At 58.3% G+C, this 14,839-nt stretch carries 17 protein-coding genes; 3 read left to right on the forward strand and 14 right to left on the reverse strand.

The features are described from left to right. Positions 1-24 precede the first annotated feature (24 nt). The 9 genes from fliH to KYK33_RS13875 all read right to left on the reverse strand — a co-directional run bounded on the left by fliH (position 25) and on the right by KYK33_RS13875 (position 7,756). Entirely contained in the window at positions 25-819 is a 795-nt protein-coding gene (gene fliH / locus KYK33_RS13835) for a flagellar assembly protein FliH (RefSeq protein ID WP_224430902.1), read from the reverse strand. Between the two features lie 62 nt (positions 820-881). After that, positions 882-1,943 (reverse strand): flagellar motor switch protein FliG, encoded by a 1,062-nt coding sequence (gene fliG / locus KYK33_RS13840; RefSeq protein WP_005899616.1) that lies wholly within the window; start codon positions 1,941-1,943, stop codon positions 882-884. After that, positions 1,936-3,636, reverse strand: coding sequence for a flagellar basal-body MS-ring/collar protein FliF (gene fliF, locus KYK33_RS13845; protein ID WP_042040561.1), 1,701 nt, complete (start codon positions 3,634-3,636; stop codon positions 1,936-1,938). The genes fliG and fliF overlap by 8 nt, the downstream gene beginning before the upstream one ends. 109 nt (positions 3,637-3,745) lie before the next feature. Then, positions 3,746-4,063, reverse strand: a complete 318-nt coding sequence (fliE, locus tag KYK33_RS13850; RefSeq protein WP_042040562.1) for a flagellar hook-basal body complex protein FliE — start codon at positions 4,061-4,063, stop codon at positions 3,746-3,748. 129 nt (positions 4,064-4,192) lie between these two features. Beyond that, positions 4,193-4,567, reverse strand: coding sequence for a hypothetical protein (locus KYK33_RS13855; protein ID WP_224430903.1), 375 nt, complete (start codon positions 4,565-4,567; stop codon positions 4,193-4,195). A 145-nt stretch (positions 4,568-4,712) separates the two neighbouring features. Beyond that, positions 4,713-5,489 (reverse strand): beta cell expansion factor BefA, encoded by a 777-nt coding sequence (befA, locus tag KYK33_RS13860; protein WP_224430904.1) that lies wholly within the window; start codon positions 5,487-5,489, stop codon positions 4,713-4,715. A gap of 255 nt (positions 5,490-5,744) precedes the next feature. Then, on the reverse strand, positions 5,745-6,185 hold the full coding sequence (gene arsC, locus KYK33_RS13865; protein ID WP_224430905.1) for a glutaredoxin-dependent arsenate reductase: 441 nt from the start codon (positions 6,183-6,185) through the stop codon (positions 5,745-5,747). After that, positions 6,182-7,258, reverse strand: coding sequence for an ACR3 family arsenite efflux transporter (gene arsB, locus KYK33_RS13870; RefSeq protein ID WP_224430906.1), 1,077 nt, complete (start codon positions 7,256-7,258; stop codon positions 6,182-6,184). The genes arsC and arsB overlap by 4 nt, the downstream gene beginning before the upstream one ends. A 171-nt stretch (positions 7,259-7,429) precedes the next feature. Then, positions 7,430-7,756 (reverse strand): ArsR/SmtB family transcription factor, encoded by a 327-nt coding sequence (locus KYK33_RS13875; protein WP_224433022.1) that lies wholly within the window; start codon positions 7,754-7,756, stop codon positions 7,430-7,432. Between the two features lie 263 nt (positions 7,757-8,019). Between KYK33_RS13875 and KYK33_RS13880 the strand changes: the two genes are divergently transcribed. From KYK33_RS13880 to rimO, 3 genes are all read left to right on the forward strand, one after another. Beyond that, positions 8,020-9,510, forward strand: a complete 1,491-nt coding sequence (locus KYK33_RS13880; protein WP_224430907.1) for a SulP family inorganic anion transporter — start codon at positions 8,020-8,022, stop codon at positions 9,508-9,510. A 9-nt stretch (positions 9,511-9,519) separates the two neighbouring features. After that, on the forward strand, positions 9,520-10,365 hold the full coding sequence (locus KYK33_RS13885) for a universal stress protein (RefSeq protein WP_224430908.1): 846 nt from the start codon (positions 9,520-9,522) through the stop codon (positions 10,363-10,365). Between the two features lie 338 nt (positions 10,366-10,703). After that, positions 10,704-12,032 (forward strand): 30S ribosomal protein S12 methylthiotransferase RimO, encoded by a 1,329-nt coding sequence (gene rimO / locus KYK33_RS13890; RefSeq protein ID WP_224430909.1) that lies wholly within the window; start codon positions 10,704-10,706, stop codon positions 12,030-12,032. Between the two features lie 189 nt (positions 12,033-12,221). On the opposite strand, the gene KYK33_RS13895 is transcribed toward rimO, so the two are convergent. The 5 genes from KYK33_RS13895 to KYK33_RS13915 all read right to left on the reverse strand — a co-directional run bounded on the left by KYK33_RS13895 (position 12,222) and on the right by KYK33_RS13915 (position 14,555). After that, the gene (locus tag KYK33_RS13895) at positions 12,222-12,509 is read right to left on the reverse strand and encodes a putative quinol monooxygenase (protein ID WP_084218132.1); all 288 of its coding nucleotides are present in this window, start codon (positions 12,507-12,509) and stop codon (positions 12,222-12,224) included. A 111-nt stretch (positions 12,510-12,620) separates the two neighbouring features. After that, positions 12,621-13,118, reverse strand: coding sequence for a DUF2867 domain-containing protein (locus KYK33_RS13900; protein WP_224430910.1), 498 nt, complete (start codon positions 13,116-13,118; stop codon positions 12,621-12,623). Positions 13,119-13,166: 48 nt separating this feature from the next. Next, positions 13,167-13,571: a DUF1801 domain-containing protein gene (locus KYK33_RS13905; protein ID WP_224430911.1), complete on the reverse strand. Its 405-nt coding sequence runs from the start codon at positions 13,569-13,571 to the stop codon at positions 13,167-13,169. Positions 13,572-13,696: 125 nt separating this feature from the next. Then, positions 13,697-13,915, reverse strand: a complete 219-nt coding sequence (locus KYK33_RS13910) for a DUF6500 family protein (protein WP_224430912.1) — start codon at positions 13,913-13,915, stop codon at positions 13,697-13,699. A 100-nt stretch (positions 13,916-14,015) separates the two neighbouring features. Then, positions 14,016-14,555 carry an AAA family ATPase gene (locus KYK33_RS13915; protein ID WP_224430913.1) on the reverse strand — a complete coding sequence of 180 codons (540 nt, stop codon included), beginning with the start codon at positions 14,553-14,555 and terminating at the stop codon, positions 14,016-14,018. Positions 14,556-14,839: the final 284 nt, after the last annotated feature.

A 14,839-nucleotide genomic window follows, 5' to 3' on the forward strand; every position in this document is an offset into this window, starting at 1 on the left:
GAATTGAGAAGGGAAACCCTGGCGTCAATCGCGCTGGTTGTCGCGCAAGAAGTTGCGCAACAGCTGGTCGATGCGCCCCGAGAGGGTCAAGTCCACACTGGAGAGTTCGGTGGCCAGCTGAATATCGCCGGGCAACAGGGTCGGATCGCTCTCTAGCCGCCAGTGGCGCCGCTCGCACTCCTCCTCCCCGAATGCCGCCACCACCCGGGCAATATCATCCGGATGCAGGGAGAGCGTCACCCCTTGATTGGACGCGGGCAGCAGGGCCAGCCCCTCCTTCAAGGCACCGAGCAGCAAGGCGGGTGAGGTCACGGCCTCCTGCTTGATCAGGGCCCGGGTCAGCTGCATCACCAGGGCGATGAGCTGTTGCTCCACTTCGGCATCCTGCTCGGCCAGGGGGTCGGCCAGGCGGGAGGCCAGCAGGCGCCAATGGCCCTGCTCCTGCTCGACCAACTCGCGCCCGAGGGCCAAGCCCTCCTCCTTGCCTTGGCTAAGACCGGCATCGTGCCCCTGCTTGAGACCCTCTAGCTTGCCCTCCTCCAGCCCCTTGGCAAAACCTGCGGCCTGCCCCTCGGCCATGCCCTCTTCCCAGGCAGCCTGGCGAATGGCTTCCAGCTCCTCGGCCGTGATGCTGGGGGCGGGTTCCTCGGCCGGCTCCGGCTCAGGTGGCAGTTCCGACTGACTATACCAATCCTGGGGCAGGCCCAGGGCATTGGTCTCTATCTCGGACTCGACTTCCATCTCCGGCCAGCCCCAGGTCTCTATCTGGGTACCGGTCGTGTCGGGTCTCACATATCCGCGCAGCTTGCTGTTGTTCATGGTTGAGAGGCACTCCTCGTCACTAGCGGCCCGGCGCCGCCGCGCCGCTTATGATGCATGGTTTAGAGGAACTCGTCGCCGCCACCGGCGCCCAGCATGATCTCTCCGGCATCGGCCAGGCGACGGGCGATGGAGAGGATCTCCTTCTGGGCCGCCTCCACCTCTGAGACCCGGATCGGCCCCATGGCCTCCAGATCGTCCGCCAGCATTTCGGCGGCGCGCTTGGACATGTTCTTGAAAATCTTCTCGCGCATCTGATCGTCCGACCCCTTGAGGGCCCGTTGCAGCAGATCCCCCGGCACTTCCCGCAACATGGTCTGGATGCCGCGATCGTCCACGTCGATCAGGTTCTCGAACACGAACATCAAGTCCTGGATCTGCTGGCTCATCTCCTCGTCGGAGTCGCGGATGGCGTCCATCAGCTGACCTTCGACGTTGGTGTCCAGGTAGTTCATGATGTTGGCCGCCGCCTTCATGCCGCCCATCTTGGCTGCCTGAGCACCTGCCGCACCGGCAAACTGCTTCTCCATGATGTCGTTGAGCTCTTGCAGCGCCGCCGGTTGCACCTCTTCGAGGTTGGCGATGCGCATCACCAGATCCAGCCGTACCTGCTCCGGGAACTGGCTCAGGATCTCGGCAGACTGCTCCGGCTCCAGGTAAGAGAGCACTATGGTCTGGATCTGCGGGTGTTCGTTCTGGATGATGCTGGCCACCTGGCGGGCATCCATCCACTTGAGGGAGTCGAGGCCACGGGCGCCTGAGCCCAGGATGATCTGATCCACCAGGTTGCTGGCCTTGTCTTCACCCAGGGCCGCCACCAGGGCTTTGCGCACGAAATCTTCGCTGCCGATGCCGATGTTGGTGTACTTCTGGATATCGTCGATAAATTGACGATGCACCGCCGCCACCCTGTCGTGACTGAAATCGGACATGGAGGCCATGGACATGCCGAGCCGCTGCACCTGCTTGGGCTCGAGGTGGCGGAAGATCTGGGCCGCATCCTCTTCGTTGAGGCTGAGCATCAGCACCGCGGCCATCTCTATCCCCGTCATCTGCTCGAGGATCTGGCGCTGACCATCGCTGATGTCGTTGCCGGTCACTTGATTCTTATTTTCTTCAGGCATCTTTGGTTACCCACTCTTTAATGACCTGCGCGGCCAAGTCCGGTTCATTCGCCACCAGGGCACGCACCGCCTTGAGCAAGTCTTCATCACGATGGAGATCCGGCAGCTTGAGGTGGCCATCGCGCACCCCGAAGATGGGTTCTGCCTCGGCCTGGGCCGCCAGCAGACTCAGTTCGTCGTCGCCGCCCAGCACTATGCTGTTGTCCAGATCCAGTTCGCCATCGGGTCTGACATCCGGGTAGAGCAGACGCTTGAGCATGGGCCGCACCACAGTCACGATCAGCACTATGATGACCAGCACAGAGGCGGCGATGCGCACCGCGCGCCAGAACCAGGGCTGCTCGTAGATGGGCAGGTCCGGCATCACATCCAGCTCGGGACGGTTGAAGGGGATGGCGACCACTTCCAGGCTGTCGCCCCGGGTCACATCGAACCCCAGGCCGCCGCTGATGAGGCGACGCAGGGTATCAATCTCGGTCTGGCTGCGCGGCTCACGGGTGACGGCGCCATCGGCCCCGGTGATCGACTTGTAATCCACCGCCACCGAGACCGTCATGCGGCGAATGCCGCCCATCTGGCGCCGGGTATGACTGACGGTGGTATCGAGTTCATAGTTGCGGGTGGCCTCCTTGCGCGAGCGACCGGCGCTGGTGCTGCTCTCGCCCCCTTCGACCTTCTCCGGGATCCCCGAGGCGGCGGGTGGCTGGTTGGAGAGGGCGCCAGGCACACCGCCATTGGCCCCGCTGGCGCTGTTCTCTTCCAGGGTCATCTCCGAGCGCACCGCAGGCAGGTCCGGGTTGTAGGTCTTGCGGGTCTGCTCCTGCTGGGAGAAGTCCAGGGCCAAGTCCACTTCGGCGGTGTAGTTGTCCATGCCGAGCACGGGGATCAGGATGGCGTCAATTTTCTGTTTGTACTCCAGCTCCTGCTTCTGCTGCATGGCAAATTCTTTGCGGGTCTGGGCGGAGACCGGATCCTGGGAGCCGGAGTTGAGCAGGCGACCACTCTGATCGGTGACAGTGACCCGGGTCGGTTCCAGGCCATGGACCGCGGAGGCAACCATGTCGACGATGGAGTCCACCTCCCCCTGACCCAGGGCCGAGCCCTTGAGGCTCAGTACCACGGTGGCGCTCGGTTTGCGCTCGTTGCGGGCGAACACGTTGTCTTTGGGAATGGCCAGCAGCACCTGGGCCTTGGCCACGTTCTGGAACTGTTCGATGGCGCTGGCGAGCTGGCGCTCGCGGCTGAGCTTGAGGCGCTCGGCTTCCATGCGCTGGCTCACCCCGAAGCTGGAGTCCTTGAGCAAGATGGCCTCGCCATCGTTGCTGCTGACGCTGTTGGTGCCGAGCCCTGCCCGGGTCAATCGCAGTCGGATATCCCCATAGTTCTCGGCGCTGACCAGCACGCTCTTGCCATCGACCTGATAGGGGATCTTCTGCTGATCCAGATAATCCAGGGTGGAGACCAGCTCCTCGGTGCTATAGGTGCCAAGGGGCCGCATCTCCGGCTCCTTGCCCCACAGCAAGATGAAGACGGCGATGGCCAGACAGATGGCCAGCCCCAGGATCAGGGTGATCTGGCGCAGCACATCGCTGTTGGAGAGAAACCCCAGCGCCGAGCTCTTCTGTTCATTCTCGTCGAGGGCACTCGCCCCTTCATGGTTGATCAGCAGATCGCCATTTTGATCGTTCGCCACGGGTCAGATCCTTATCTTCTGGTCTGGTTCATGAGGTTCATGAAAGAGGGGGATAGCGAGGAGGGAAAATGCGCTCTCCAGTACCTGGCCAAATAGCAAAATCAACCCCTTACACCGGCATGTTCATGATGGTCTTGTAGGCATCGACCATCTTGTTACGCACCTGCACCGTCGCCTCGAAGGCGATGGAGGCTTTCTGACCGGCGATCATCACATCGGAGAGATCCACCGACTTGTCACCCATGTCGAGCCGGGTACGCAGATCGTTGGCAGTGCCCTGCAAACCGTTCACATTGCCGAGGGCCTGCTGCAGCAGCTGGCCGAAATCCGAGCTGACGTGGCCGCTTGGCTGGCTGACGGCAGGAATACCCGCTTCCACCTTGAGGGCCTGCATCTCTTGCATCAGGCTGCTTGCACTTATTTCCATCACTCTTCCCCAGACAAATCATTGACGCTGGCAGAAGATAAGCAATTAGGGTGCCAATCCGGGATATCGAGGGAGAAATGGGCAAGCGGGCACCGACGGGTGAGCTCCGGCGCCCGAGCCCGGGCTGCCTTAGCCCAGCAACAATCGGAGATAACTCAGGTGCAGATCCCTGTGCTCATCGGCGGGCAATTTGACCAAGACCTCATCATGGAGATAGCGGCTCTTGGCAGTGGCCAGCTCGGGGGCCACCAGACCCACCTCGACCAGCTTGGCGACGATGGCAACCGCCAGCGCCATGCAGCCGTCACTCTCCTGGCCCCAACCGAAATCACCATCATAATCAAACAGTTCAGGACGAGGCGAGAGAGGATCAACCCGATCCCCCCAGACCCAGAAGGCCATGGGCCTCTCTTGGGGAAGGCGCAGATAGATACTCTGTCTGTCCCACTCCCGTTGTTGGCCCTGAGTCGCATCCCGTGCTGCCTGATCCGGTTCCTGCGCCATACTGCACTCCTTGTCTCGCGATGCTATTTTGGGATGCCCATAGAAAAAGAGGGCACAAGGCCCTCTTTTTACTGGAAAACTCGCTATTTAAACAGCCAGAATTTCAACACAAAACCAGAAAAACTCCTTGCTGAACAGCGGGTGATCATGACTTGTTCAGATCGTCATCCAGCCAGTACTTGGAACCCGCCACACTGGCGTCGAGCAAGAGCCCTTTCTCACCGATCTGGTAGATAGCCATGCCGCCATTGTATTTGGCGGTCAGTTCGGCGCTCTCTTTGCCAGCCACTGCCCCCACCTCGGAGGTTGCTTCCCAGCCCTGGTGGACAAATCCATCAAACTTGGCTTTGTTCTCGAACAGGATCACCTGCTGATAGAATTTTCCGCCCATACCGGCAGAGAGGCCACCGCCAAACATCTTCATGTAGGTGCGACTGTTATTCTGGCGGCTGACCGCCACCCCGGCGCCCTGATTGGTGCTGAGCATCAGGGAGAACTTGCGAGAATCAAAGACCGCATAGCCATAGGCCTGGTCAAACAGCAACTTGGCGGAGGGCTGCTCGTTGAATAGCCGCACCAGGGCGGTATCGGCCATGGTATCGAGGGCGGTACGTGCCTGCTCGGCCGTCTTGGGCTCGACCATCTCATCGAGCTTCTTGTCTGCAACCGTCAACCACTCCTTGCTGGTCGCCATGCTCTTGTCGGTCCACTCCCCCGCGGTGTTGAATGCCTCTTCTCCCCACTGGGAGGCTGAATCCCAAGTCTGTTTGGAGAAATCGCTGACATCACGCCACGCCTCTTTGCTGGTCTCACTCACCGCGTCGCCGAGGTCGGAGGCTGCACTCTTGAGCTTGTCCCAATCCGCATGACCGGGCATGGCCACCAGCGCTACCATGAGCAGGGGCAGAGTTCGCATCTTCATGACTATCTCCATATCAAATGCCCACCAGGGGCGAGAAACTGCGTTTCCTTTAGCATACACCGCCAGGGGCGTCGCCACAGCCCTGGAGAGTAGCAAGTGTCTGTTATCCGGACAGTTAGCAGGGCATCCTGTTGAGAAGAGGAGCTGGATCCGCAATGGCATCCCAACCTGGAGGGGCTCGTCAGCCGGGATGCAGACATGGTCATGGGGATAAGAAGAGGGAGCCAAGGCTCCCCCTGTGTGGACCAATATCCATCATGGCGATGAACTGAAACGTCGTCCCTGTGCATCCACCACCTGCTCCCCGTCTTCCTTGCTGAAGGCTCCTTGCTGGGGGCTCGGCAGGATATCCAGCACCACTTCTGACGGACGGCACAGCCTGGTGCCAAGCGGGGTGACCACTATGGGGCGGTTGATCAGGATGGGATGAGCCAGCATGGCGTCGATCAACTCATCATCGCTGAATCCCTCCTCGGCCAGCCCAAGCGCCTCATAGGGGGGCACGTTCTGGCGCAGCAGGTCGTGCACCGGTATCCCCATGGCAGCAATAAGCGCGACCAGGGTCTCGCGGCTCGGCGGCGTCTCCAGATAGTGGATGACGGTCGGCTCCACACCTGAGTTGCGGACAAGTGCCAACGTATTGCGCGAGGTGCCGCAGGCCGGATTGTGGTAGATGGTGATCAGGGTGTCATTCATGATAAAGCCTCTTCTTTCAAATAGTTGCGTTTCATGCGCAGGGCCACGTTGACCAGGGCGATCAGCACGGGCACTTCCACCAATGGGCCTATGACCCCGGCGAAGGCTTGATCCGAGCTCAGCCCGAACACGGCAATGGAGACAGCGATGGCCAGCTCGAAGTTGTTGCCGGTGGCGGTAAAGGCGATGGAGGCGTTCTTGTCATAGGGAATACCCAGCCTCTTGCCCACCAGGAAGCTGGTGAAGAACATCAGCACAAAGTAGATCACCAGCGGGATGGCGACCCGCAGCACATCCATGGGCAGCTCGACGATCATCTCCCCCTTGAGGCTGAACATCAGCACTATGGTGGCCAACAGGGCGATGAGGGTGATGGGGGAGATGGCCGGAATGAAGCGCTCGCTATACCACTTCTCCCCCTTGGCCTTGACCAGGTAATGGCGGCTCAGAAAGCCTGCCAGGAAGGGGATGCCGAGATAGATGAGCACGCTCTCGGCGATATCCAGCATGGTGATGTCCACCGCGAAGCCCTCTAAACCAAACATGGGCGGCAGCACGGTAATGAACAGCCAGGCCATGAAGCTATAGGTAAGGATCTGAAAACCGCTGTTGAGGGCCACCAGGCCCGCACCGTACTCCTTGTTGCCGCCGCCCAGATCGTTCCATACCAGCACCATGGCGATGCAGCGCGCCAGGCCTATCAGGATGAGGCCGACCATGTAGCCCGGCTGATCATGCAAAAACACCAGGGCGATGACGAACATCAGGATGGGGCCCACCAGCCAGTTCATCACCAGGGAGAGGGTGATGGCGCGGCGATCCCGGGTCATGGTGCCCATGGTGGCGTAGTTCACCTTGGCGAGCGGCGGGTACATCATCAGGATGAGGCCGATGGCCAGCGGGATATTGGTGGTGCCGACCGACATCGCCTCATTCCACTGGGCCACCTGGGGGAACAGATAGCCAATCCCGACCCCTATGCCCATGGCGACGAAGATCCAGAGGGTGAGATTGCGGTCGAGAAAACTCATTTTTTTGCTGACGGGCAGATCGCAGCAGGCATTGATACTCATCAAGAGACTCCCTGAGAGGATGAAACAGGCGGCTGATGGCAGGGCAAACCGACAGAGATCAGCGCCGCCAACAGGATAAGGTAATTGACGTGAGGGGCCAGGGTCAGCGCCTTGGGACGCAGCCGCAACTCTTGGTCGCGCCCCCCTGCGTATGACTGGCTGCCCATGAGTTCAGCAGCAGGACTCACCGGGCATGATGCCGCAGGCCTCCGGGTGACCGGCGCAGCACTCCTCGGTCAGGTAGCCAATCAGGCTCTGCATCAGCGCGATGTTGGCGCGATAACGCAAAAAGCGCCCTTCCTGTTCCACCGAGAGCAGACCCGCGTGCAGCATGGCCTTCAGATGAAACGACAGGGCGTTGGGGGCGATGTCCAGCTCGCTGGCGAGCTGACCCGCCACCCGTCCCTCCAGACCCGCCTTGACCAGTAGCCGCCACACATCGAGTCGCACCCCGGAGGCGAGGGACTCGAACAACTTGCTGGCGACTGTCTTGTTCATTTCGACCATGATCCACACCTTATTCACTCAGTTAGTTCAACTATACAAGAGTTATTGAAATGATCAATCCAGCCAAATGACTTTTCCTCCCGCCCCTGCTTTGCTACCCTGCGCGGCCAAATAATCAGCGGCCCGGACATCGTCGCTGCAGGATGCAGACCAGCTTCCAGCGAGACCGGCTATCACCGACCCCCATCACAATGACTCCCCCTCGATCCCGCCAAGGGACAAGGCAGTGAGCGACAACGAGCGAGATAATCGACATGCGTCAACGCCTACAACAAGAGTGGTTCGCCAATGTGCGTGGTGACCTGCTCGCCGGCACTGTGGTCGCCCTGGCCCTGATCCCGGAGGCGATCGCCTTCTCCATCATCGCTGGCGTCGATCCCAAGGTGGGCCTCTATGCCTCCTTCTGCATCGCCGTCATCATCGCCTTCGTCGGCGGCCGCCCCGGCATGATCTCCGCCGCCACCGGTGCCATGGCGCTGCTGATGGTCACCCTGGTCAAGGATCACGGCCTGCAATACCTGCTGGCGGCGACCCTGCTCACCGGGATCTTCCAGATAGGGGCTGGCTATCTCAAGCTCGGCAGCCTGATGCGCTTTGTCTCCCGCTCGGTGGTGACTGGCTTCGTCAACGCCCTGGCCATCTTGATCTTCATGGCCCAGTTGCCCGAGCTGACCAACGTCACCTGGCAGGTCTATGCCATGACGGCCGCCGGCCTTGCCATCATCTATCTGTTCCCGCTCATTCCCGTGGTGGGCAAGTTGGTGCCCTCCCCGCTGCTGTGCATCGTCATCCTGACGGCGATAGCCATCACCATGGGCATCGACATTCGCACCGTGGGCGACATGGGCGAGCTGCCCGATACCCTGCCCATCTTCCTCTGGCCAGACGTGCCGCTCAATCTGGAGACACTAGCCATCATCTTCCCCTACTCTGCGGCGCTGGCCGTGGTCGGTCTGCTTGAGTCGCTGATGACGGCGGCCATCGTCGACGATCTGACCGACACCAAGAGCGATCGCAACCGCGAGTGCAAGGGTCAGGGTCTGGCCAACATAGGGGCCGGCCTGATGGGCGGCATGGCGGGTTGCGCCATGATTGGCCAGTCGATCATCAACATCAAATCTGGCGGCCGTGGCCGTCTCTCCACCTTTGTGGCAGGCACCCTGTTGATCCTGATGGTGGTCTTCATGGATGAGTGGATCCGCCAGATCCCCATGGCCGCCCTGGTCGCCGTGATGATCATGGTCTCTATCGGTACCTTCTCCTGGGACTCCATCCGCAACCTGCGCAGCCACCCGCTCTCCACCAATATCGTGATGGTGGCCACGGTTGCCGTCGTGGTCGCTACCCATAACCTTGCCCTTGGGGTATTTGTCGGAGTACTGCTCGCCTCCCTCTTCTTCGCCGCCAAGGTGGCCCGCTTCATGCTGGTCAAGAGCGAGAGCAGCAAAGCGGGGGATGAGCGCCATTATCAGGTACGAGGCCAGGTGTTCTTCGCCTCTGCCGAACAGTTCATCGCCGCCTTCGACTTCAAAGAGGTGCTCAGCCGGGTGACCATAGATCTTAGCCAGGCCCACTTCTGGGACATCACGGCGGTGACCGCCCTGGACAAGGTGGTGCTCAAGTTCCGCCGCGAGGGGACCCAGGTCGACGTGATCGGTTTGAACGAGGCGAGCGCGACCCTGGTCGACCGATTTGGAGTACAGGACAAGCCCGAAGAGATAGAGAAGCTGCTGGCCAACCACTAAGGAGCGACCATGACCCATATCCTCGCCTGCCTCGATGGGGTAGCCAGCCAAGGGGCCATCTGCGATGCCTCCGCCTGGGCCGCTACCATCACCGGTGATGCTGTCACCCTGCTGCATGTGTTGGAGCGCCACCAAAACGTGCTGCCCGACTTGAGCGGCACCATTGGTCTGGGGAGCCGGGAGACCTTGCAGGCCGAGCTGGCCGAACTCGACCAGCAGCGCAGCCAGCTGGCTCGCCAGCAAGGCAAGGTGCAGCTGGACGCCGCCGTCCATCAGCTGGCGGAACACGGCATCCAGGCCAATCGCCTGCAGCGCCATGGCGACTTGCTCGAGACCCTGAGCGAGTTTACCGAGCAGACTCGCTTGCTGGTACTCGGCAAATGCGGCGCCCGGCACGAGGGGGAAGATGCCGTGGTCGGCAGCCAGCTCGAGAGCGTGCTGCGCACCCAGCGCACCCCAGCGCTGGTCGTGCAGCGCCACTTCACCGCCCCCACCAGCCTGCTGTTTGCCTTTGATGGCAGCGAGACGGCGCAGCGGGCCTTGCAGCAGCTGGCAGCCAATACCTTGCTCAAGGGCTTGCCCTGTCATCTGGTGATGGTGGCCGACCCCAGCGCCGAGCACAGCGCTCAGCTCGAGGATGCCGCCGCCATGCTGCGCCAGGGGGGTTGGCAGGTGATCCCCAGTCTGCGCCAGGGGGAACTCATCCCCACCCTGACTCAATATCTGGCGCAGCAGCAGATAGCCCTGCTGGTGATGGGGGCCTACGGCCACTCCCGCATGCGCCAGTTCGTGCTCGGCAGCCACACCAGCGCCATGCTGCGCGCCCTGCCCTGCACGCTGTTGCTGCTGCGCTGACCCTCGGGCCGTTCCGCGCGGCCCTCTCATCTTGCCCTGATAGACTCCCCCCTCGGCCCTGCCCTTGATATGCAGTTGCGCTGAGGCGCCATCTGCCCCCATCTGAGCGTTCTGCTCACCCCTGGCATCCGCCCCGTTACCGCTGTCCATCCTCCAAAAGCCAGTACTGGTGCGGCTCTCCCGGCTGGTAATGCCCGCCTCCTCGCGTATCTGGCACCCGCGGCCCAGGCATTTGACATAAATTGTTCCCGTCAACGCGTCCAGCTGTATAGTTTTTGGTTAGCCATTCCGGTAAAATCCGCGCCCTTATAAGAGAGCCACCTAAGAGCGATTGAGCGATGTCCAACACGAAACAGGCCCCCAAAGTAGGATTCGTCTCCTTGGGTTGCCCCAAAAATCTGGTCGATTCCGAGCGCATCCTGACCCAGCTGCGTACCGAAGGGTACGATGTGGTGCCCAGCTATGACGATGCCGAGCTGGTAGTAGTCAACACCTGCGGTTTCATCGACAGCGCGGTACAGGAATCCCTCGAAGCGATCGGTGAGGCCCTGGCCGAGAACGGCAAGGTCATCGTCACCGGTTGCCTCGGCGCCAAGGTGGATCAGATCCGCGAGATCCACCCCAAGGTGCTCGAGATCACCGGCCCTCATGCCTATGAAGAGGTGCTGGGTCATGTCCACAAATACGTGGCCAAGCCGACCCACAACCCCTTCACCAGCCTGGTGCCGGCCCACGGCGTCAAGCTGACCCCCCGTCACTACGCCTATCTCAAGATCTCCGAAGGCTGCAACCACCGCTGCACCTTCTGCATCATCCCCTCCATGCGCGGGGATCTGGTGAGCCGTCCCATCGGCGACGTGCTGGCCGAGGCCAAGCGCCTGAAAGAGGCTGGCGTCAAGGAGCTGCTGGTGATCTCCCAGGACACCTCCGCCTACGGCGTGGACGTCAAGCACCGCACCGGTTTCTTTGATGGCATGCCGGTCAAGACCAGCATGGTGGCGCTGTGTGAAGAGCTGGCCAAGCTCGACATCTGGGTACGCCTGCACTACGTCTACCCCTACCCCCACGTGGACGACGTCATCCCGCTGATGCGCGATGGCAAGGTACTGCCCTACCTGGACATCCCGCTGCAGCACGCCAGCCCGCGTATCCTGAAATTGATGAAGCGCCCGGGTACCGTCGAGCGCACCCTGGAGCGTATCCAGAAGTGGCGCGAGATCTGCCCCGAAATCACCCTGCGCTCCACCTTCATCGTCGGCTTCCCCGGCGAGACCGAAGAAGAGTTCCAGATGCTGCTGGACTTCATCGACAAGGCGGAGCTGGACCGGGTCGGCTGCTTCAAATACAGCCCGGTTGATGGCGCCAAGGCCAACGAGCTGCCGGATCCGGTGCCGGCAGATATCCAGGAAGAGCGCTTCGTGCGCTTCATGGAGCTGCAACAGCAGGTCTCCATCCGCAAGCTGGCCCGCAAGGTCGGCCAGGAGATGACGGTGCTCATCGACGAAGTGGACGAAGAGGGGGCCACCGGCCGCTCCTTCGCCGACGCCCCCGAGATCGACGGCCTGGTCTATCTCAATGGTGAAACCGGCCTCAAAGCGGGCGACATGGTCAAGGTCCGCATCGATGAAGCGGACGAATATGACCTCTGGGCCAGTCTGGTAGGCTGATCCCAGCCCAAAACACCTGTAAAACAGGCGTCAATCAAGAGCCAGTCAGTGAACACTGACTGGCTCTTTTGTCTCTCTGCATGGCCGCCTCGAACATGGGAAGGATCATCACCCGACGTTGTGCCCCGTTAATTGTCCAGATGGACGACACAGTGATTGAGTCGGCAGCAGGCCCAAGAGTGCGCCTTCTTACTTGAATGGATCCATCAGAATGAAACTTTCCGCCTGTCGCTGATGTTGATTGATCATCGGCACCAACCGCTTGAAGTGCTCGGTATTGCAATGAGCATCCAGGGCCGCTCTATCTGGCCACTCCTCAATGAAGATAAAATGTCCGGGATCCTTCTGGTTAATACACAGCTCGTAAGAGATACAGCGCGGTTCTTGTCGCGTTTTTTCTACCAACTCTCGATAGAGTGGCATGACATCATCGATGTGGTCCGGGTGTATAAAATCTTGTGCAATCACTTTCAACATGGTGTCAAATACCTCAGGGTTGACTCTATTCTCAGTGCGCCACATAGGAACCGTACAGCAAAGAATGACTTTACGATAACAGCAGCCAATGTAATTTAAACAGCTGGATCACTAAGCCAACGACAGACTCTTCAATGAGTGAGGCACAATAATTTTATGCATGGGCGTGACAAAGAACATATAAACTTTACCTAAGGTATTGTTTATATGAACGACCGTAGTCACATGTACTGTTGCCTTGTCGCCATTTGGAGTGACAAGAAACGACACCTTTACATCCAGGTGTTTGTCACGGTCTTCCAGAATGACTTCATGTTGAGTGTTTTGCAAGATACTAAAAATCCCGACAACATCACCATATTTGTATTCGCTGCTGACTTTACCGGCGTCGACACTCGTCATGCCCCCAAGATCTTTCAAACCAAAGAATGATACCGTCGCATTCCTCAATGACATTAACCAGTCAATCCAGGCTGGTGTGCCTTTTGCAACAGCATGGTAAATATCCAATGCCGATTGATTCTTATAATCTATTTCAGTCGTATGGGTGTCGCAAAAATATGCACCTTCCATATAACCATGAATTATTGATTGCTTTAGCACATCCATTGAGACCTCGATATTAAATGACATTGATATAATAGAGGCACAGTCAGATCAGGCCCCCAGAAGAGGAAGCCCTTTAAGGCTGTGATACTTGAGCGCCAATACAATGCAATGCCTTAATGGTATCTGCTCAATATTGGTAGTCAGCGGCACTATAATGGCTCTCTTTCCCTCAAAGCAGAAGATGCCTGGATAAATTTCTCTGAAGGTTTCAATCAGCCGGGTTTGGCAGTGAAAAAATACTTTGATGACATGCGGATCCTTTGGCTGCCAGTCGATTCGAATGGTCGTCCCCCCTCTAACGAGGTAACTCGCTTCCCCCCACTTGAGGCACTCTTCAACCCCCCCTAACTGGTTTTCAATCGCAGAGTCCAGAATAAGCTGGCGAACGCGCTCAAGCTGCTGCCTTGCCTCTGTCGGGTAGCCATCAAACTTCTCCTGGATATCTGAATTCATAAGCATCCTGCCACATCAAATAGCTAGCTGTCATAGTGTGCTTATAGCGTATAGTGCCTTTTGAGCATACGCTTAGTTTAAATATTCTTACTTGGGTCCCTGAGAGCAGGTCAGAGATATTGGCGCTATTTACTGGACAGAACCAGGTCTTTTATCTTCGTTGCCTTTTCAAAATGATCGAGCCGATGCGTCATTATCCACCAGGTGGCCGCCTCCATAAGTAATTCGGGATCATCATTCCTGTTTGCGAAGAAGGCATAGAATGACAGACCCACCCCTGGTCCCTTGCTGGCAATTGTCTTGTCGCATACCTCAACGAATTTTCTTTTCAAGCTTTCTCGCATGCAGTCTCCGGCTATTATATTGTATATTCCTGCACCACTGCTTATCCTTAACAAGGATGCAATCTTTCATCTGTATGATGCCGCCTTGACTTAACCACTATTAGGTTGCCGCCAGTGACCGTAAAATAAACTCCACACGCTCGGATACCGAGGCCTTTGGCACTTCAATTAACGAGTAACCAAAAGTCTGGTATGCAGCGACCATTTCCAGGTAAGTATCAACAGCTTCGGCATAACTCTGCTTACGCTCTGAATCATTAGAATAGATGGACTCCCACGGCGGGAAGATAAACACATCAATGTGATATCTAGCAAGATGGCATGTGTTCAACAATGCACTGGGTATCGGCAGCCCTTCGAGTTTTGAATAGGCATATGAGTCGATAATACCTCTATCAAAGAATACCAGGCCTTGGTTGCCTTGATGGTGGCTGAAACATTCCAGCTCTTCTCGTATCATCTCATCGCGAAAGGCGACCTTATCCATCCAGGGTAACGCACACCCATCTATCGCAAGTTGTTGCAAGATGACCTTGCGGCCCACTTCATCCACGCACTGGTAACCGAGAGCCTTCAAGCAATCAATAGTCGTTGTTTTTCCTGACCCTGGCCCTCCGGTAAAAACGATTAAATGATTCAATCATGCCTCCATGAAGCCAATCAGATTTCAGTTGCCCTGAGAAAATAAATATCACTCATCTACATACAAAACAGTGCATATATTTCAAGGATCTGTCTAGCAATACATTCCCCGGACATGTCATGAACCATGTCGTGGGCATTATTTATAACCACGTGTCGATTTTTTTATGGCCTGTCTCACGTTTTGCATGATTGGCGTCATGATGCGTATTGGCCATGCCAACGGACAACCTCATGCCCGAACATTGGTTACCAAATGGCTATCATAACGACCCGCCTGAC

It is taken from the genome of Aeromonas rivuli (assembly GCF_020149575.1).
Taxonomy (GTDB): domain Bacteria; phylum Pseudomonadota; class Gammaproteobacteria; order Enterobacterales; family Aeromonadaceae; genus Aeromonas; species Aeromonas rivuli.